This is a genomic window from Actinomadura miaoliensis, assembly GCF_039536785.1.
Classification (GTDB): domain Bacteria; phylum Actinomycetota; class Actinomycetes; order Streptosporangiales; family Streptosporangiaceae; genus Spirillospora; species Spirillospora miaoliensis.
Map to the genome: position 1 here is coordinate 382,600 of NZ_BAAAZG010000047.1, position 19,402 is coordinate 402,001.

Genomic DNA, 19,402 nt, shown 5'->3' on the forward strand with positions numbered 1-19,402 from the left:
GGGCCGTTCCAGCCTGCAACGGCCGGGATTTCGCGGCATCTTCCGAAGTGCCGGGGACGGCACCCGGCCGGCAGCAGGGCCGATACCGGCGGCCGCGCACATCGCATCCCAGGAGATGCGCCCCCCAATGGCGGGTGCGAAGGTGAACGGGCGACTCCGAAAGCCGTCTGCATTTCATCGACCCGCCGCGACGAGGAGCCGGTATGAAGCCATTCCGAATCGAAATTCCGCAGGCCGACCTGGACGATCTGCACCGCCGGATCGCGGCCACGAGATGGCCCGAGAAACTGCCCGACGTCGGCTGGTCGCGGGGGGTGCCGACGGCGTATCTGAAAGAGCTGGCCGAATACTGGCGCACCACCTACGACTGGCGCGCGATGGAGGCGCGGCTGAACCGCCATCCGCAGTTCGTCACCGAGATCGACGGTGCGAACGTGCACTTCCTGCACGTCCGCTCGCCCGAGCCGGACGCCACGCCGCTGCTGATCACCCACGGCTGGCCCGGCTCGGTCGCCGAGTTCCTGGACGTCATCGACCCGCTGACCGACCCCCGCAACCACGGCGGCGACCCGGCCGACGCGTTCCACCTGGTCATCCCGTCGATGCCCGGCTACGGGTTCTCCGGGCCGACCGAGCAGACCGGCTGGACGCTGCAGCGGGTCGGGGCGGCCTGGGCCGAGCTGATGCGCCGGCTCGGCTACGACCGGTACGTCCCGCAGGGCGGCGACTTCGGCGCCCCCGTCTCGATCATGACGGCGCTGGCCGACCCCGAGCACGTCGCGGGCGTGCACCTCAACATGCTCGCCACCATGCCCAGCGGCGACCCCGCCGACCTGGAGGGGCTGAGCGAGGAGGACCAGGCCCGCATCGCCCGCTCGCAGCGGTTCAACGACGAGCTGTCGGGGACGATGAAGCTGCACTCGACGCGGCCGCACACCGTGGCCTACGCGCTGACCGACTCGCCGGTCGGGCAGCTGGCCTACATCGTCGAGAAGTTCAGGGACTGGGCCGACGCGGCGGAGGTCCCCGAGGACGCCGTCGACCGGGACCTCATGCTCACCATCGCCACGATCTTCTGGTTCACCGGGACCGCCGGGTCGTCCAACCAGACCTACTACGAGGTCGTCGACACGCTGCCGATCAACATGACGACCGGCCGGTACCCGCCGATCTCCGCGCCGCTCGGCATCGCGATCTTCCCGCGCGGCGCGTTCGTGGCCGTCCGGCGGTTCGCCGAACGGGACTTCCCGACGCTGGCGCACTGGACCGAGTTCGACCGCGGCGGGCACTTCGCCGCCATGGAGGAACCCGACCTGTTCGTCCAGGACCTGCGGGCCTTCGCCCGGCTGCTGAAGAAGGGCTGACCCAGCGGTGGTCACCAGGAAGAGGAGGCCGTGGTGAAGAGCCAGGTCGGAAGGCGCGTGGTGGTGCTCGGCGGCAGCATGGCCGGGTGCCTGGCCGCGCGGGTGCTGGCCGAGTCCTACCAGGAGGTGGTGCTGGTCGACCGCGACACGGTGCTCGGCGTCGCCGAGACCCGGCGCGGCGCGCCGCACACCGTCCACGCGCACGCGCTGCACGCCCGCGGGCACCTGATCATGGAGGACCTGTTCCCCGGCCTGACCGACGGGCTGCTGGCGGCGGGCGTGCCGAGCGGCGACCTCGGCGAGCTGCACTGGTACCTGAACGCGCGGCGGCTGCGGCCCGCGCGGACCGGGCTGATGTCGGTGATGGCCCCCCGGCCGCTGCTGGAGGAGCACATCCGGGCGCAGGTGGCGGCCGAACCCAACGTGACCTTCCTCGAACGGCACGACATCCTCGGGATCGTCGCCGACGAGGCCCGGGAGCGGATCACCGGGGTCCGGGTGGAGCCGCGAGACGGCGGCGGCGGGGAACTGCTCCTGGACGCCGACCTGGTGGTGGACACCACCGGCCGCGGCTCGCGCACCCCCGCCTGGCTGGAGGAGCTGGGGTACCGGCGCCCCGACGAGGAGCGGGTGAAGATCGGCCTGGCCTACACGACCCGGCACTACAAGCTGCGGCCGGGGATGCTGAACGGCGCGCTGTCGATCAACCCGGTGGCCTCGCCGGCCCACCCGCGCGGCGCGTTCTTCGGCAAGATCGGCCCGGAGACGATCAACCTGTCGCTGACCGGCATCCTGGGCGACCACCCGCCGACCGAGCCCGAGGCGTTCCTGGAGTACACGCGGACCCTGCCGGTGCCGGACATCTACGAGGCCGTCCGCGACGCCGAGCCGCTGTTCGACCCGGTCAGCTTCCGGTTCCCCGCCAGCGTGCGCAAACGCTACGAGCGGCTGAGCCGCTTCCCCGAACGCCTGCTGGTCATGGGCGACGCGGTGTGCAGCTTCAACCCCGTCTACGGGCAGGGCATGACCGTGGCCGCCCTGGAGACGCTGGAGCTGCGGCGGCAGCTGCGGCGCGGCGGCCCCCCGGAGCCGGGCGAGTTCTTCACCCGGATCTCCCGGGTCATCGACATGCCCTGGGACGTCTCGGTCAGCGGCGACCTGGACTTCCCCGGCGTGGAGGGGCGCCGCACGCTGAAGGTGCGGGCGGGCAACGCCTACATGGCCCGGCTCCAGTACGCCGCGACGAAGGACCCCAAGGTCACCGAGGGGTTCCTGCGCGTGGCCGGGCTGCTCGACCCGCCCGAGGCGCTGATGAAGCCGCCGATGATGCTGCGCGTCCTGCGGCACGCCGTCCGCAAGCCCCCGCCCGGCCAGGCCCGGCGGGCGCCGGCCGCCCCGGGCCCCCGGCCGGTCGGAGACGGGCGGGTGTGACACGGGCGGCCCCGAGCGGGGGCCGCAGCCAGGCAGGCCGGTGCGGCGGCCGGAGCCGAATGGAGATGGTTCGATGTTGGTGAGCGTGACCGGCGGCACCGGCTTCGTCGGCGCTCATTCGGTCGCCGCGGCGGTCCGGCGCGGCCACCGCGTCCGCCTGCTGGCGCGGGACGAGGCGAAGGCCGGGCGCGCGCTGGCGCCGCTGGGCGTCGACCTCGGCGCCGTGGACGTGGTGGTCGGCGACGTGACCGACGAGGCGAGCGTCCGGCGGGTGGTGCGCGGCGCCGACGCGGTGCTGCACGCGGCCTCGGTGTACTCGTTCGACAGCAGGCGGCACGCGGAGATGACGCGGGTCAACGAGCGGGGCACCGAGGTCGTGCTCGACGCGGCGCGCCGCCACGGCGCGGCGCCGATCGTGCACGTCTCGACGTTCGGCGTGCTGGACCCCGGTGAGGGGCGGACGGTGCGGGCGGAGTCGGCGGTCGGCCGTCCCCGCGAGAGGTACATGGCGACCAAGGCGGCGGCGGACCGCGTCGCGCGCCGCCACCAGGCGCAGGGGGCACCGGTGACGATCACCTATCCGCCCGCCCTGCTCGGCCCGCACGACCCGAACCTCGGCGACCAGACCACGCGGTTGCGCAACGCGCTGCGCGGGCTGATGCCGATGTGGCCGCTGGGCGGTTTCCCGGTGGGGGACGTGCGCGACACGGCGGCGTTCCACATGGATCTGCTGGAAACGCCCGGCCAGGGGTGGCACCTCACGCCGGGGCGGTACGTGTCCACCCGGCAGTACGTGTCGGTGCTGCGGCAGGTGACCGGGCGCCGCCTGCCGGCCGTGTTCCTCCCGGCCCGCGCCATGCTGCCGGTGGGGCTGCTCACGGGCGCCGTGCAGCGCGTGTGGCCGTGGCACATCCCGGCCGAGTACGGCGCCGTCTACACCTGCGTCCGCGATCTGCGGGTCGACGCGGACCCGGCGGCGCGGCCGGTGACCGAGACCGTCGGCGACGCGGTGGGCTGGCTGCACCGGGCCGGGCTCCTGTCGGACCGGCAGGCGGGCCTGGCCGCCGGACGCCCCCTGCCGGTACCGGCGGACCGCGACGAGCTGCGAAAGGAGAGGCGGTGAGCGCTTCGGAGGTCGATTTCGTCCCGGTTCCGGTGCCGCGGCCGAACGGGCGGCGGCACGCCGCGCCCGCGCGGGGCGGTCAGGCGGGGTCCTCGGCGCCGTCCATGGGGCGGCTGCGCGAACGCGACGCCCGGCTGCGCGCGCAGGTGCTGGCGGGGCGGCGGGAGGCGGTCGAGCGGCAGCACGGGCTGGGCAAGCGCACCGCGCGCGAACGGCTCGACCTGCTGCTGGACGAGGGCTCCTTCCTGGAGATCGAGATGTACCGGCGGCACCGGTCGCACGGGCTGAAGATGGGCGAGAACCGTCCGCACACCGACGGCGTGGTGGCGGGATCCGGGACGATCTTCGGCCGCCGGGTGTTCGTCTACGCCCAGGACTTCACCGTCTTCGGCGGGTCGCTCGGCGAGGCGCACGCCGCGAAGATCCACAAGGTGATGGACCTGGCCCTGGAGAACGGGGCGCCGCTGATCGGGCTGAACGACAGCGGCGGCGCCCGGATCCAGGAGGGCGTGATGTCCCTGGACGGGTACGGGGGGATCTTCCACCGCAACGTCCGGGCGTCCGGGGTGATCCCGCAGATCAGTGTGATCCTGGGGCCGTGCGCGGGGGGAGCGGCCTACTCGCCGGCGCTGACCGACTTCACGTTCATGGTGCGCGGTTCCGCCCAGATGTACCTGACCGGCCCGGACGTGGTGGAGGCGGTGAGCGGCAGGCGCGTCACGCACGCCGAGCTCGGCGGGGCGGACGTGCACGGCGAGCTCACCGGGGTGGCCACCTTCGTCCACGACGACGAGGAGACCTGCCTGGAGGAAGTCCGCTACCTGGTGTCGCTGCTGCCCGCCAACAACCTGGAACCGGCGCCCGCGGCCGCGCCGCGCGGGGCGGCCGGCGACGAGCGGCCGCGGCTCGCCGAGATCGTCCCGGTGGAGCCGAACAAGCCGTACGACATGCGCCTGGTGGTCGAGGAGCTGGTGGACGACGGGGAGTTCATCGAGCTGCACGAGAACTGGGCGCCGAACGTGATCTGCGCGCTGGCCCGCCTGGACGGCGAGGTCGTCGGAGTGGTGGCCAACCAGCCCATGGTGCTGGCCGGGGTGCTGGACGCCGACGCGGCACAGAAGGCCGCGCGGTTCGTACGGTTCTGTGACGCGTTCGGGATTCCGCTGGTGACGCTGGTGGACGTGCCGGGCTTCCTGCCGGGGATCGAGCAGGAGCACGCCGGGGTGATCCGGCACGGCGCCAAGCTTCTGTACGCCTACTGCGAGGCGACGGTGCCGCGCGTCCAGGTGATCCTGCGCAAGGCCTACGGCGGCGCGTACATCGTCATGGACTCGCGGTCGATCGGCTGCGACCTGTCCCTGGCGTGGCCGACCAACGAGATCGCCGTGATGGGCGCCGAGGGCGCGGTCAACGTGCTGTTCCGGCGCGAGCTGGCCGCCGCCGCCGACCCCGAGGGGCTGCGCGCCGAACTCGTCGCCGAGTACTCCGAGCAGCTCATGCACCCCTACTACGCCGCCGAACGCGGGCTCGTCGACGACGTGATCGATCCGGTGCGGACCCGGGCCGCGGTCGCGCGCGGGCTGGAGATGCTGCGGCGCAAACGCGCGTCGACCCCGCAACGCAAGCACGGCAACACCCCGCTGTGATGGAGGCCCGTCCGATGGAGCGTCCCCCGAACCATGTCGTCTACGCCCTCGTCCGGCGCAACGTGCGGGCCCTGGTGGACGGCCGTCCGGACGCGGCCGGCGCCGTCGTCCCCGCGTGCCCTGAGTGGCGGGTCCGCGACCTGGTGGCCCACCTGCTGGACATCTGCGAGCAGGCCGTCGAGCTGGTGACCGGCCGGGCGTCGGGGCCGGTCCGCACCGACACGCCCCGGGCCGACGGGCCCACGCTGACCGAGCTGCTCGACCGGTGGGAGGAGCGCGGTGCGGAACTGGACGCGCTGGTCGCCCGCACCGGCGACCCGCGCAGCGCCATGCTGACGCACGACGCGTTCTGCCACGAGCTGGACCTGCGCGTGGCCGTCGGGGCGCCGCCGCCCGCCGGTCACCCCGGCTACACGAGCCTGCTCCACGTGCCCGTCGGCGGTTTCCTGGAGCGGGTGCGCGAGCTGGGCCTGCCCGCCCTGCGGGTCGAGACGCCGGGGGACCGGTGGGCGACCGGCCCGGACGAGGCCGCCGGGGTGCTGAGCGCCGGCCGCCACGACCTGTACCGTTCGCTCACCGGACGGCGGACGCACGACCAGATCGCCGCGCTGTCGTGGAGCGGCGATCCGGAGCGGTGGCTGCCCGCGTTCACGCGGGGGCCGTTCCGTCCGCCCGAGCGGCCCGCCGAGGAGCTCGCCGCCCGGTACTGAGCCGTCCTTCACCGGCACGTTCTTTACCGGGACGGTCTTTACCGGCGCGTGCTTGGCCGGGCCCTTCGTCACGGGGCCATTCATTGCCGGGCCGCCCGTCGCCGAAGAGTCGGCGGGAGGCGCGCACCGACGCCTCGGCGGCCTCGTGCGCGTCGCCGGCGCCCACCATGAGGGACACGAGCTGGGCCTCGAAGAGGTGCTCGGCGTCGTACGGCTCGATCAGGTAGTCGCCCAGTTCCAGGGTGATGAGGCCGTGCGTCGCGCCCCACATCTGGTGCGCCACCAGCTCGGCGTCGGTGGTGCGGAACCGGCCCGCGTCGATGCACCGCGCCGCGCACTCGACGACGTTGCCCAGCGTGTAGCGCCCGTGCTGGCGGTCGTCCTCGGTCAGTGAGAAGCCGCCGGGCGCCGACCCGCCGAACATCACCCCGTACAGGTGCGGGTTGGCCAGGGCGTTGTGCCGGTAGGCCCGCCCCAGCGAGGCCATGTCGGCGACGGGGTCGTCGGTGCGCGCCACGTGCGTGAGGTGGTGCTGCAGCCGCGCGAACCCTTCGTGCACCATCGCGCGCACCAGCTCGCCCATGGACCCGAAGTAGGTGTAGACGGCCATCGTCGAGCTGCCCGCCTCGGCGGCGACGCGGCGCGTGGTGAGCGCGTGCGGCCCCTCCTCGGTGAGCAGGCGGGCGGCGACGTCGATGAGGGCCGAGCGGACCCGCGGATCCAGGCGGCGTGGGCTCATGTTGACATCATGCCATAACGCCGATATGTTTTCGTTAGTACAACATCGTTATGCGATGGGTCTCCCGGGAGGAGGCGCCCATGGCCACCCGGATCCGCGGTCTCGATCCGAGGACGGCGCTGGCGGTCGTGCCGGCCGGGCCCTCGCGTCAGGACGGTCCCCTGCCCCTCGACGGCGGGCTTCCCGCCGGGCTGGACGGCTGCTTCCTCCAGGCGCGGACGCACCCGGCCGCCCCGGGCGCTTCCGGCGGCGTTCTGCGGGGCCCGCACGTGCTCTCGGGCGTCCGGCTGAGCGCCGGGGAGGCCCGCCTGTTCCGGGCGCGGCCGCCGGTGGACCGGAGCCGCCCCCTCGGGCCCGTCCCGGCCCTGGCCCCCTCCGTGTGGTGCGGCGGGCCGGAACCGGACGGGCCGGGGCTGGTCGCGTTCGCCCGCCCGGTGCGGGAGGCGGGCGCGTCCCGCTGGCACACCGTCGCCACCTATCCCGGGCTCGGGCACGCCGAGCACCTGGTCACCGGGCCGGACGGCACGGTGCTGCACGCCCGGCCCTTCCCCTTCGACGGCGCCCCGATCGGTCACGCCGTCGCGCTGACACGCCGCCACGTCGTGATCGTCGACTCGCCCGTCGTCCACTCGCGGGCCGCCGCGCTGGTGGGGGCGCGGTCGCCGTACGTCGAGCGTCCGGACCGGCCCGTGCGCGTCGGGCTGCTGCCGCGTTCAGGGCCCGCACAGGCTGAACCTTCTTGGCTGGACGTCGATCTCGGCGCCGCGCTCGATGTCGTCAATGCCCACGACGACGGTGACCAGATCGTTCTCGACGCCCTGATGCGCACGGGCCGGCCGAGGCTGCGACGGTGGCGGATCGACCCCGCGACCGGCGTCGTGCGGGCCGAGTGCGCGGCCCCCGACGTCACGGCGGCGGTCGTGGACGGGCGGGTCGGCGGCAGGCGGCACCGCTACGTGTTCGGCGTGGTGAACGACGAGGGGGACGGCGCCGCCGTCGTCCGCCACGACCGCGTCACCGGAGGGCTGCGGACGGCCCCGCTGGGGCCCGGCTGGCGGGTCGGGTCCCCGGTGTTCGCACCGGACGCCCGGGACGGCGCGGCCGAAGGGGACGGCTGGCTCGTGACCGTCGCCTGGCACGCCGGACGCGACCGCTGCGACCTGCGGGTGTTCGACGCCCGCGAGGTCGAGCGCGGGCCGCTGGCCGTGGTCCGGCTGCCGGTGCGCCTCCCGATCGACCGGCGCGTCACCTGGGCCGAGGCCCCGCTCGGCTGAGCGCGCCGCGCGGCGGCCACGCGGCCTCGGCTAGGCAGCGGGGTCGCGGCCCAGGAACGCGACCAGGCGGTCACCGGGCGGGGCGTCCGGCGGCACCGGGACGGGCGGCGCGAACAGGCCGGGCCGCACGGCGTCGTCGACCAGCAGGGGAGCGAGCAGCAGCAGCTCCAGGGCCAGCCTGCCGGGGATCGGCCGCCGGTCGCCGACCGCCCGCGCGGCGTCCCAGCCGTGCACGGCGATCTCCAACGCCACGGTCGTCACGACGACGTCCACCGGCAGGCGGCGGTCGGCGATCGCGGCGCCGCCCCGCCGCGTCGGCTCAGAGCGGGAGCAGGCGTCCAGCACCCGTTCGGCGCGCTTGCGGAAGACGGCGGCGGGATCATCGGCGTCCGCGTCGTCCATGACGGCCGGGGCGGAGGCGATGATTCCCGCGCACACGCCCTCGGCGAGCACGTCGAACGCGTCGTTCAGGTGGTGGAGCAGCGTCCCTAGATCCCAGCCGGCGCACGGAGTCGGAAGCGCCAGGGCGGCGGGGGTGACGCCTTCGACGGAATCGAGTGCGTGATCGATGGCGCGCTGCAGAAGCGGTGCTCGCATGTCACTCCGTCCGTCGGCGGGCGTTTCGCCTATGGGGACCGGGTGTCCCGCCGAAAATCATCGCGCCGGCGCCTCCCCGCGCTCGCGGGCCGCCGTGCACCGACGCCGCTCACCGCCGCTGTTCACCGCACGCCGAAGATGGCACGCTGGTTACGGCGGACTTCGGCCACCGGGGGGAGCGAAAGTGGCGGACTTCGCGGCGGGCGAGCAGGCGGTCGGCCTTCGCCGGGCCGGGCCGACGGTGCTGCGGATGGTGGTCGGCGCGCGGCTGCGCAGGCTGCGCGAGGCCTGCGGGATGTCGGCCGACAAGGCCGGGTACGCGATCCGCGGCTCCGCGTCCAAGATCAGCCGGATGGAGCTGGGCCGGGTCGGCTTCAAGGAGCGCGACGTGGCCGACCTGCTGACCCTCTACGGCGTCACCGACCCCGCCGAACGCGAGCCGCTGCTGGAGCTGGCGCGGGTGGCCTCGGTGCCGGGCTGGTGGCAGCGCTACCACGACATCGTCCCGCCCTGGTTCGAGCCGTACCTGGGGCTGGAGCAGGGCGCCGGCGTCATCCGCTGCTACGAGGTGCAGGTCGTCCCGGCGCTGCTGCAGACCGAGGACTACGCGCGCGCCGTGATCCGGCTGGCCCATCCGGACGCGTCCGCCGGGGAGATCGAGCGGCGGGTCGCGCTGCGCCGGGAGCGGCAGCGCGTCCTCACCCGCGACGAACCGGCGCGGCTGTGGGCGGTGGTGGACGAGGCCGCGCTGCGCCGCCCGTTCGGCGGCCGGGAGGTCATGCGGGCCCAGCTGCGGCACCTGATCGACGTGTGCGCGCTGCGCAACGTCACCGTGCAGGTGCTGCCGTTCGGCGCGGGCGGGCACGGCGCCATCGGCGGGCCGATCACCCTGCTGCGCTTCGAGGAGGCCGACCTGCCGGACGTGGTGTACCTCCAGCAGCTCACCAACGCCCACTATCCGGACCGTCCCGCCGAGGTGGACCACTACACCGACGTCATGAACCGCCTGGTGGTGGACGCCGACCCGCCCGCCCGCACGCCGGACACGCTGCGCCGCCTGCTGGACGGCGGCTGAGCGGGGCCGCCCTGTCGCGGGGGCCGGTCGCGGAGGGCCACGGCGGACGGCACGCCGTCCCTCGGCCGTGCCGCCGTGCCCCCGATCCCCCCGCTCGCCGTGAAGCGTCCCCCGGCGTCAGGGGCGGCCGTCCCCGGGGCTCGCGCCACCGGGACTGCCGCCCCGCCCCCCAGCGCGCCGGCGGGACCGCTTCGTTGGTGCGACGAAACTAGTCGTGTTGGCAGGCGCGGATTCCCCGGACCGGGGCGGCAGTCGACCAGCGGTCGCCCGGCTGCGACGAACGGCCGGGGCCGTGGCCGTTTCGCCGGGAATGTCCGGCATGGGCAGCAGGAAGGGCAGGGCGTGGCATGAAGGGCTTCTTCATCGGCCGGACGCTGGCGGATCTCGGAGACGACCTGCGGGCGGGCCGGACGAGCGCCGCCGCGCTCCTGGAACGGGCGCTGGAGTCGATCGACCCGGGCCTGAACGCGTTCGTCACCGTCGACGCCGAGGGCGCCGCCCAGGCGGCACGGCGCGCGGACGAGGAGCTGGCGGCGGGCGCCGACCGAGGCCCCCTGCACGGCGTCCCGGTCGCGGTCAAGGACATCATCAACGTCGCGGGCCTGCCCACCGGCATGGGATCGGCCCTCTTCGACGGGTACGTGGCCCCCGGGGACGCGGCGTGCGTGCGGCTCCTGCGGGAGGCGGGCGCGGTGATCGTCGGCAAGACCACCACGCACGAGTTCGCCTATGGCGCGAGCGGCGACGTCTCCGTGACCGGCCCGTCACGGAACCCGCACGATCCGGCGCGCATCTCCGGCGGGTCCAGCGGCGGCAGCGCGGTCGCCGTCGCGGCGGGCATGGTGCCGCTGGCGCTGGGCACGGACACGGGCGGCTCGGTGCGGATTCCTGCCGCGCTGTGCGGGATCGCCGGTTTCAAGCCCGCCTTCGGGGCGATCCCCATCGACGGCGTGTTCCCGCTGGCGGAGTCCCTGGACCACGTGGGCGTGCTCGCCGCGACCCCCGCCGACTGCCGCACGGCCTACCGGGTGCTGACGTCGTCCGCCGACCGGCCCGCCCCCGACGAGATGCGCATGGCCTGGGTCGACGGCATGGCCCCGGTGGACGCCGAGGTCGAGCAGGTCGTGCGGGCCGCCTTCGCCGGCCTGCCCGCCGAACGCCTCGACCTGCCCGAAGCGCGCCGGATCTTCGCCGCGATCCAGGACTGCGAGACCTACGACGTGCACGCCGACCAGGTCGAACGCGTGCCGGACAAGTACCAGCCCGCCACGCTCGACCGCCTCGAGCGCGCCCGGCGCACGCCCGGCTGGCGCTACGTGCGCGGCCTGCGCGAACGCGACGCCTTCGGCCACACGGTCGCCCGCCTGCTCGACCGGTACGACGTGCTGGTGCTGCCCACGGTCCCGTTCACCGCGCCGCCCATCGGGCGGCGTGACAGCGCCCTCGGCCCGATGCAGCCCGCGCTGGTGTCCCTGACCTGCCCGTGGAACGTGGCGCGCGTGCCCGCGCTGAGCGTCCCGGCGGGGTTCGTGGGCGGCCTGCCCGTCGGCGCCCAGTTCATCGGACGGGCCGGTGCCGAGCACGTGCTGTTCGCCGCGGCGGAGCGGTTCCAGGCGTCCCGGGGCTGACCGCCGCGCACAGGGCCTCGGTGACCGTGGCCGGGGCGACGCCGGTGCGGTGCGCGACGCGGACGACCTGGCGGGCGGCGTCGTCCGGACGGCCCGCGGCGATGACCCGGGCGGCCGCGCGGATCGCCGCCAACCGGTGCTCGCATGTCGCGAGCCGTCCGCCCGCCCGTTCCATGGCGGCGTCCACGACGACGTCCGGCAGCGGCACGGCGCGGCGCAGCACCGCGGCGACGGCGCCGGGCCCGTGCTCGCGCAGCACGTCGGCGGGGTCGCGCCCGGCCGGGAGCACGGCGACGTCGACGGGGCCGCGCACGCCCGCGAGGAGCCGCCAGACCCGCTGCGCGGCCGAACGCCCCGCCCGGTCGCCGTCCAGCGCGAGCAGCAGTCCGGCGCCGTCCAGGTCGGCGGCCCGCCGCAGCGCGTCGAGCTGCGCGGACGTGAGCGAGCCCGCGCACAGCGCCAGGGCCGCGTGGTCGTCGCCGGTCGACATGTCCACGGCGATGGCGTCCAGCGGCCCTTCGACGATCACCGGGCGGGCGCCGCGCGCCAGCCGCGCCCGCGCCTCGTGCAGCCCGTAGAGCAGCTCCCCCTTGTGGAACAGCGCCGTGTCGGGCCCGTTGAGGTACTTCGGCCCGGGCGCGCCGTCGCGGGCGCGGCCGATGAAGCCCGCGATCGTGCCGTCGGCGGCGCGCAGGGGGAACACGGCGCGGTCGCGGAACGTGTCGTACGGCCCGCCGTCCCGTCCCGGACGGGCCAGGCCCGACGCCAGGATCGCCGCGTCGTCATGGCCGAGCGACCGCAGACGGCAGGTCAGGGCGCGCGGGCCGGGCGGCGCGTACCCGATCTGGCGGCGCCGCCGCACGTCCGGCGGGAAACCGCGTCCGGCCAGGTAGTCCGGCACCCAGCTGCCGGGCAGCCGGGACAGGAAGAACGCGTGCGCCTCCGCGAGCAGCGGGGCGATGTCGTGGTCGGCCAGCAGGCGCCGCGCGTGGCGCAGGATCCGGTCGCCCAGCGTCGCCCCGGCCCAGGGGGCGGCAGGGGGGAACCTCAGGCGGGTCGGCGGCAGGCCCAGGCGGGAGAGCACGATGTAGGCGACCGAGTCGGCCTCGACGCGCCGCAGGCCGTGACAGTCGGCGTGGTCGTCGCCGCGCACGGCGTGCGCCAGCTCGTGCGCGAGCACGGTCGCGGCGTCGAGCCCGCCGAGCGAGGGATGAAGCCGAGGACGCAGCCCGTGCCGGGCGGCCAGGTCGGCCAGGCGCTCACCGCCGTCGCCGGGAGCCGGAGGGGACGGCGGCGGCAGGCCGTCGGTCTGGGCGATGTCGAACACGGCGCGGACGCGGCCGTCCGCGGACACGATCCGGATGCCGGTCTCACCCTGCCTGACCTGCCGTCCCGCCGCGCGCCACTCGTCGTAGGAGCGCACGTCGGCGGCGGCGCGCCACTGCGCCGCGATCAGCAGCGTGTTGGCGAAGCCGTAGCGGCCGTGCCGGACGGCGCGGTCCAGCCACCACGTCCACGGCAGCGTGCCGTCCCGGAGGCGGGCGGTCTCAGCGTCGGCGATGCCGCGCAGCACGCTCGGCCACGGCCGCTCGGGTCCGGTCATGCGGGCCTCCTCGCCGTCGGACGTCAAGGCGGGGAAGCACGCGCGAACGCGACGACAGGCCGGGACTCGCACCCCGTGTCATACCCCGGCGGGCCGCCGGGCAAGCACGATCACAGGTACACGATCACAGGTAGAGGCCGAACAGCTCCTCGGGATGGTCGAAGATCTCCGGCAGGTCCTCGGCGGTGAGGGTGACCAGCTGCCTCTTGCCGGGCACCTTCCCGTTCGGCGACGCCTTGCCGTTGGGGGACTGCCCGTTCGGGGACTGCCCGTTCGCCACGGGGTGGACGTGCGCCGCCAGGCGCTGCGCCTGGTTGGCGACGGCCAGGTCGAGCAGGTTGCGCATCAGGCGGCCGTTGCCGAACGACGGGCCGCGCGGCGCGCGGCGCAGCATGGCCCGCAGCTGGTCGGCCAGGCCCGGCGCCAGGCGGAAGCCGTCGGCGGCTGCGAGCTGCTCGAACACCGCGACCAGCTCGTCGTCGGAGTAGTCGGGGAAGTGCAGCTGCTTGGGGAAGCGCGAGTCCAGCCCCGGGTTGGCGGCCAGGAACTCGGCCATCTCCCGCTCGTACCCGGCGACGATCACGATGAGGTCGTCGCGGTGGTCCTCCATCAGCTTGACCAGCTCGGCGATGGCCTCGTGGCCGTAGTCCCCGCGCAGCGGCGACTGGGTGAGCGTGTACGCCTCGTCGATGAACAGCACCCCGCCGAGGGCGCGCTCCACCAGGCGGCGGGTGCGCGGCGCGGTCTGCCCGATGTACTCGCCGACCAGGTGGGCGCGCGACGCCTCCACCAGGTGCCCCGACGACAGCACGCCCAGCTGCTTGTAGATGCGGCCGAGCAGCCGCGCCACCATCGTCTTGCCGGTGCCGGGGTTGCCGGTGAACACCATGTGCCGGGTCGGCGCGGTCAGCGACAGCCCGGACTCGCTGCGCAGCTGCTCGGCGCGGGTGCCCGCGACCAGCAGCGCGATCTCGTGCTTGACGGTCTCCAGCCCGGTCAGGCCGTTCAGCTCGGCCAGCGCGTCCCCGGCGCCCGGCGCGGTCTCCAGGGCGGCCGGGATGTCCTTCTGCCGCACCACCAGCTCGCCGCCGGGCTCGGTGCGGTCCCGCACGGCCGCGACGACCAGGTCCGCCAGGTGCGGGGCCAGGCGCGCGTTGCGCAGCGTCTGCGCGGGCGGCGTGGCGGCCAGCACCCGGCCCGCCGCGGCCAGCGCCTGCCGGGTGGCGCGCGCGCCGTGCCGCCGCAGGGCGCGACGGAACAGCTCGGCGTGCCCCTCGGCCGTGAACGGGTGGGTGCGGGCGACGCGCAGACGCTGCAGCAGCGCCGGGTTGACCTGCCGGATCCGCTCGTCACCGCCCTCGTCGCACAGCGCGACCAGGTTCAGGTCGGGGTGGACGGCCAGCAGCCGGTGCAGTTCCTCGGTCAGCGCCTCGCCGTTGCCGGGGTCGGTGGCGATGTCGTCCAGGCCCTCGATCACCAGCAGCCGCTCGTGGGCGCAGTCGCGCGCGTCGGCGTGCAGCTTGGCGACCGCGTCCGACAGCCGCTGCCCGGCGAACAGGTTGTCGGTGATCCACAGCGGATCGCGGCCCATCCGCAGCGCCTTGGAGACCTCCTGGGCGGCGTCGCGCTTGCCGGTGCCGTCCGGCCCGGCCAGCAGCAGCCGCACGGGCCTGCGCTCCCCGCCGATCTCCGCCAGGACGGCCGACACCTCCGGCTGCCCGACCAGGGCGCTGACCACCTCGCCGCCGCCCCCGGCGGCCTCGCCGTCCCCGGCGGCGGGCTTGGCCGCGGCCCTGAGCTGGGCGGCCAGCGGGTTGACGACGCGCCGGCGCGGCGCGAACAGCCGCCGCAGGTCGGTCTGGAACTGCCCGACCGGGATCCACTCGGGCTTGGGGAACCACGGGTCGCCGGGCAGGCCCTGCAGGATCGCCACGAACCGCATCGCCATGTCCAGCCAGGCGCGGCAGGCGTCGGCCGCGCCGGCGACCAGGGCCCGCACCAGCCACGCGCGGGTCTGCTCCTGCCACGGGCCCGGCTTGAACCCGCGCCGCTCCACGGGGAAGCGGGCGTTCAGCTCCCCGTACATGTCCTCGCCGAGGGCGACCACCAGCTCGCCGGGGACCTGCTCGATGCTGCCCTGCAGCAGCAGGTGGATCAGGTGCACCTCGACGGGCTCCTCGCGCGGCGCCACCGCGGTCAGCGCCTCGTGCGCGGCCAGCAGCCCCGAGCACACCCACTCCAGGTACCCGACGGGGCCGAGCAGCTCGGGCACGGCCGCCAGGACCTCGTCGTCGGCGTGCGCGTGCCAGTTCTCCCGCAGCTCCATCTTCGGCAGGTTGACCTCGCACGCGGGCGGGTCGTCGTACAGGCGCAGCAGCGCGGCGCGCCGCCGCTCCAGCGGCTCGATCCCCTCCAGCACGGCCAGGCACTCGCGGGCCAGCTCGATCGCCAGCTTGCGGTCGGGCGCCTCGACGAGCCAGTCCACCGGGGGCCGCCAGCGGCCGCCGGGCGCGTCCCAGCGCGTCATCCGGGTGCTGAGCGGGCCGGGGTTGACCATGTGGCGGCGCAGCAGCCGCTCGGGCAGCTGCGACCACGACCCGCCCTTGATCGCGCCGCCGCCGGGCAGGAACGCCAGGATGCCGAAGATCTCGGCGATCACCAGCGGCGCGGGCAGGGTGAGCAGCTTGTGCTCGTCGGTGGTCAGCTCCACGCAGCGCGGGTCGCCCGCCAGCGCGTCGATCCGCGCCCCGATCTCCTCGAACAGCCCGTCGGGCACCCGCCACGGGCCGTACGAGTAGACGTCGAGGACCGGCTCGTCGGTGAGCAGTAGCTCCAGGTGCTCCGGCAGCCGCAACGCACACTCCCAAATAGTGATCAAACCGGGTAACAGCCTACGTTTTCCGGAAGTGTGCGTTGTCGTTCGTCGCCGACGTTTCACCCCTGGCGTTTCAGCGCCGCCTCCACCCACCGGGCCGCCTGCAGCGCGTTCTCCCGTAGCGAACCGATCGCCCGGCCGTCCGCCTGGTATTCGATCTCGGCGGTGAGGTTGCCGAGGCGGAAGACCACGGTGGCGCGGGCGTCGTCGGACAGCCGGTCCGAGCCGTACGCCTCGTCGCCCAGCCCGGGGATGTCGCGGAAGGGCCGCTCGGGGTCCGGGGTCCGCAGCGGCGCCGCCGTCCGGCGCTCCTTCTGGAAACGGGTCTGCGCCGCGGCGGTGGCCCGGTCGGCGATCAGGGTGACGCCCAGTTCGGGTTCGCCGCGCGCGCCCGGATCCGCGACGCTCCACCTGCACTCCGACTTGGGCAGGCCGGTCGAGTAGTCGTCCGACGCGTCGGCGTGGGAGGAGAAGGCGGGCACCAGCCGCGCCGCCTGGTCGGCGGTGATGAGGCCGCAGGCGGGCGGCGGCTTGGCGAACCGGACGGGCCCGGACGCGGCCGCGGTGCCGGTGCGGCCCGGCGAAGCGGGCCCCGAGGGCGGGTTCCCGTCCCCCCTGGTGCTCAGCACGACCGCGACCACGGCCACCACGGCGACGAGCGTCACGACCGCCCCGGTCACCAGCGGCACGACCACGCCCCGGCCGCGCCCGGACGGCGGCCGCCGCGGCGGCATCGTCGGGACGGGCGGCACGGTCGTCACCGGCGGCACGGTGGACCCGGGCGGCACGGTCGACGCGCGCGGCACCGGCGGCGACGGCGGGACCGGCGAGAAGCCCGGCGGGGGCGGCGGGGGAGCCTCCTTGCCCGACGCGACGGCCAGCAGCGCGTTCTCGGCGTCCCCGGCCGGCAGCCGCGCGGCCGGGTCCTTGACCAGCAGCCTCATGATCACCGGGGTGAGCGGCCCGGCGGCGCTGGGCGGCACCGGCTCCTGGGTCAGCACCGCGCTCAGCGTGCCCATCAGCGTGGACCGGGCGAACGGCGGCCGCCCCTCCACCAGCGCGTACAGCGTGGCGCCCAGCGACCACAGGTCGGACTCGGGCCCGCCGCGTTCGTGCCGCACCCGCTCGGGCGCCATGTACGCGGGCGACCCGATCAGCGAGCCCTCCTGCGTGAGCGTGGCGTCGCCCTCCAGCGCGGCGATGCCGAAGTCGGTGAGCACGGCGCGGCCGTCGTCGCGCAGGAAGATGTTGGCGGGCTTGACGTCCCGGTGCTGCACGCCCCGCTCGTGCGCCGCGCGCAGCGCCCGCACCACGTCCAGGCCCACCCGGGCGGCCTGCACGGGCGGCAGCGCGCCCCGGTCGGCCAGGACGGCGTCCAGGGAACGGCCGGGCAGCAGGTCCATGACGATGCACGGCCGGTCGCCGTCCATGACCACGTCGTGCACCGTGACGATCGACTCGTGGTCGAGCGCGGCGGCGGCGCGGGCCTCGCGGAAGGCGCGCCGCGCCGCGTGCTCGCGGTCGGCGGCGTCCAGATGGGCGGGCAGCAGCAGCTCCTTGACCGCGACCTCCCGGCCGAGCGCCTCGTCGCGGCCCCGCCACACCACGCCCATGGCGCCCTGGCCCAGCCGTTCCACCAGCCGGTACCGCCCGGCCAGCACCCGTGGCGCCGTCATGCGCGGCCCTTCAGGGACGTGGCGACCCAGCGCGCCGCCTGCACCGCGTCGTCCATCCCGCCGGTGCCGCGCCGGTGGGTGAACTCGACCTCCACCACGGCCTTGCCCTTCCGGAAGACGACGAACGCCTTGTCCAGCGGGGCGCTGGTGCCGCGGTAGGTGTAGGAGAACGCCTCGTCACCGACCCCGCCGAGCGTGGCGGCGGGGGACCGCTGGGCCCGCACCTGACGCACCCCGATCTCCTCCCAGCCCCAGATGATCAGCTCCGAACCCTTGGCGCGCTGGTTGCGGTAGCCGACGAACTTGGTGTGCGCCTCGCCGTCCGACGACGGCCACGGCTCGTCCGGCAGCCGGTTGACGTCCTCCACGGTCACGCCCCGGTTCTCGATCCACCACGAGCAGCCGTTGTCCTTCGCCTTGGCGCGCTGGGGCGTGGCGCCGGGCAGCAGCCGGCGCGTCTGCGGGTCGGTGAGCGTCGTGCAGAAGTCGACGGGCGCGGCGATGACCGTGGGGGACGCGGCGGGCCTCGGGGTGCTCCGCGTCACCTGCGGCGTTGTGCTCTCGGCCGGTTCGGCGTTCCCGCCGGACTTCCCGTTGGACGAGGCCGCCACCGCCACCCCCACGGCGACCAGCGCGACGGCGAACACCCCCGCGACGCCCACGACGACGCCCGGCCATACGCGGCGGGGTCTCGACGGCGTACCCGCGTACGGCGCCCCCGGAGAGGCCGCGCCCGGATACGTACCGGCGGCGAGCTGCGGATGCGTCACCGAGGGCGCCTGCACCGCGGACGCCTGCGCTGCGGGCGGAGCCGGGTCGGGCAGCCCGGACGGCCTGCCCTCGGCCACGTTGCGCAGCACCCGCCGCACCACGTCCGCCGGAAGCCGGTCGTCGGGGTTCTTGCGCAGCAGGTGCCACAGCAGCGGCCCCAGCGAACCGGCCCGGCGCGGAGGCGCGGGCTCGTCCGACAGCACCGCGCCCAGCACCGCCATCGGGCTGTCGCGCTCGAACGGGGCGCGTCCCTCCACGGCCGTGTAGAGGGTGGCGCCCAGCGACCACAGGTCGGACTCGGGCCCGGCGGGCTCCTCGCGCAGCCGCTCGGGCGCCATGTAGCCGGGGGATCCGACGAACGTGCCCGTGCTGGTCAGCGCCGGGTCGCCGTCCAGGGCGGCGATGCCGAAGTCGGTCAGCACCGCCCGCTGCCCGTCCCGGTCGAGCAGCACGTTGCCGGGCTTGACGTCGCGGTGCAGCACGCCCCGGGCGTGCGCGGCCTCCAGCGCGTCCAGCACCTGCAGCCCGATCCGGGCGACCTGCTGCGGCGTCAGGCCCGCGCGCGCCGCCCGCGCCAGCGACTCGCCCCGGATCAGCTCCATGACGATCCACGGCCGCCCGTCCTCCACCAGCACGTCGTGCACGGTGATGACGTTGGGGTGGTCGATCAGCGCGGCGGCGCGGGCCTCGCGCCGCGCGCGTTCGCAGGCCACCCGGTGCCGTTCGGGGTCGAGGCCGTCGGGCAGCACGATCTCCTTGACCGCAACCTCCCGCCGCAGCGTCTCGTCCGTCGCCGTCCACACCGATCCCGCGCCGCCGGCGCCGAGGCGGGAGATCAGGCGATATCGCCCGCCGAGCACACGATCAGGCATAGGGCGACCGTATCGGGT

At 75.2% G+C, this 19,402-nt stretch carries 14 protein-coding genes; 8 read left to right on the top strand and 6 right to left on the bottom strand.

Annotated elements, in window-relative coordinates; genetic code table 11:
- Positions 1-203: 203 nt before the first annotated feature.
- The 5 genes from ABD811_RS31020 to ABD811_RS31040 all read left to right on the top strand — a co-directional run bounded on the left by ABD811_RS31020 (position 204) and on the right by ABD811_RS31040 (position 6,274).
- Complete coding sequence (locus ABD811_RS31020; RefSeq protein ID WP_344954849.1) at positions 204-1,364, top strand: epoxide hydrolase family protein; 1,161 nt, start codon at positions 204-206, stop codon at positions 1,362-1,364.
- A gap of 33 nt (positions 1,365-1,397) precedes the next feature.
- Positions 1,398-2,795: an FAD-dependent oxidoreductase gene (locus ABD811_RS31025; protein ID WP_344954851.1), complete on the top strand. Its 1,398-nt coding sequence runs from the start codon at positions 1,398-1,400 to the stop codon at positions 2,793-2,795.
- Between the two features lie 73 nt (positions 2,796-2,868).
- Positions 2,869-3,918: an NAD-dependent epimerase/dehydratase family protein gene (locus ABD811_RS31030; protein WP_344954853.1), complete on the top strand. Its 1,050-nt coding sequence runs from the start codon at positions 2,869-2,871 to the stop codon at positions 3,916-3,918.
- A complete protein-coding gene (locus ABD811_RS31035; protein ID WP_344954855.1) occupies positions 3,915-5,564 on the top strand; it encodes an acyl-CoA carboxylase subunit beta in 1,650 nt (549 codons plus the stop codon). Before ABD811_RS31030 ends, ABD811_RS31035 begins: the two co-directional genes overlap by 4 nt.
- Before the next feature lie 14 nt (positions 5,565-5,578).
- The gene (locus tag ABD811_RS31040) at positions 5,579-6,274 is read left to right on the top strand and encodes a maleylpyruvate isomerase family mycothiol-dependent enzyme (protein WP_344954857.1); all 696 of its coding nucleotides are present in this window, start codon (positions 5,579-5,581) and stop codon (positions 6,272-6,274) included.
- Here ABD811_RS31040 and ABD811_RS31045 read toward each other — a convergent pair.
- Positions 6,213-7,013 carry a TetR/AcrR family transcriptional regulator gene (locus tag ABD811_RS31045; protein WP_344954858.1) on the bottom strand — a complete coding sequence of 267 codons (801 nt, stop codon included), beginning with the start codon at positions 7,011-7,013 and terminating at the stop codon, positions 6,213-6,215. The genes ABD811_RS31040 and ABD811_RS31045 overlap by 62 nt on opposite strands.
- 80 nt (positions 7,014-7,093) lie before the next feature.
- Here ABD811_RS31045 and ABD811_RS31050 point away from each other — a divergent pair, with 80 nt between their 5' ends.
- On the top strand, positions 7,094-8,287 hold the full coding sequence (locus ABD811_RS31050) for a carotenoid oxygenase family protein (RefSeq protein WP_344954860.1): 1,194 nt from the start codon (positions 7,094-7,096) through the stop codon (positions 8,285-8,287).
- A 30-nt stretch (positions 8,288-8,317) separates the two neighbouring features.
- Here ABD811_RS31050 and ABD811_RS31055 read toward each other — a convergent pair whose 3' ends face one another.
- The gene (locus ABD811_RS31055) at positions 8,318-8,884 is read right to left on the bottom strand and encodes a TIGR03086 family metal-binding protein (RefSeq protein ID WP_344954862.1); all 567 of its coding nucleotides are present in this window, start codon (positions 8,882-8,884) and stop codon (positions 8,318-8,320) included.
- Positions 8,885-9,134: 250 nt separating this feature from the next.
- On the opposite strand from ABD811_RS31055, the gene ABD811_RS31060 reads away from it, so the two are divergent.
- Both ABD811_RS31060 and ABD811_RS31065 read left to right on the top strand, forming a co-directional pair.
- Positions 9,135-9,959, top strand: coding sequence for a helix-turn-helix domain-containing protein (locus ABD811_RS31060; protein WP_344954991.1), 825 nt, complete (start codon positions 9,135-9,137; stop codon positions 9,957-9,959).
- 347 nt (positions 9,960-10,306) lie between these two features.
- Positions 10,307-11,587, top strand: a complete 1,281-nt coding sequence (locus ABD811_RS31065) for an amidase (RefSeq protein ID WP_344954864.1) — start codon at positions 10,307-10,309, stop codon at positions 11,585-11,587.
- Here ABD811_RS31065 and ABD811_RS31070 read toward each other — a convergent pair.
- The 4 genes from ABD811_RS31070 to ABD811_RS31085 all read right to left on the bottom strand — a co-directional run bounded on the left by ABD811_RS31070 (position 11,517) and on the right by ABD811_RS31085 (position 19,384).
- Positions 11,517-13,190 carry a toprim domain-containing protein gene (locus tag ABD811_RS31070; protein ID WP_344954866.1) on the bottom strand — a complete coding sequence of 558 codons (1,674 nt, stop codon included), beginning with the start codon at positions 13,188-13,190 and terminating at the stop codon, positions 11,517-11,519. The two genes, ABD811_RS31065 and ABD811_RS31070, sit on opposite strands and share 71 nt — an antisense overlap.
- Before the next feature lie 124 nt (positions 13,191-13,314).
- Positions 13,315-16,044, bottom strand: coding sequence for an AAA family ATPase (locus ABD811_RS31075; RefSeq protein WP_344954867.1), 2,730 nt, complete (start codon positions 16,042-16,044; stop codon positions 13,315-13,317).
- Between the two features lie 80 nt (positions 16,045-16,124).
- Positions 16,125-17,741, bottom strand: a complete 1,617-nt coding sequence (locus ABD811_RS31080; protein WP_344954869.1) for a serine/threonine-protein kinase — start codon at positions 17,739-17,741, stop codon at positions 16,125-16,127.
- On the bottom strand, positions 17,738-19,384 hold the full coding sequence (locus ABD811_RS31085; protein ID WP_344954871.1) for a serine/threonine-protein kinase: 1,647 nt from the start codon (positions 19,382-19,384) through the stop codon (positions 17,738-17,740). Before ABD811_RS31085 ends, ABD811_RS31080 begins: the two co-directional genes overlap by 4 nt.
- Positions 19,385-19,402: the final 18 nt, after the last annotated feature.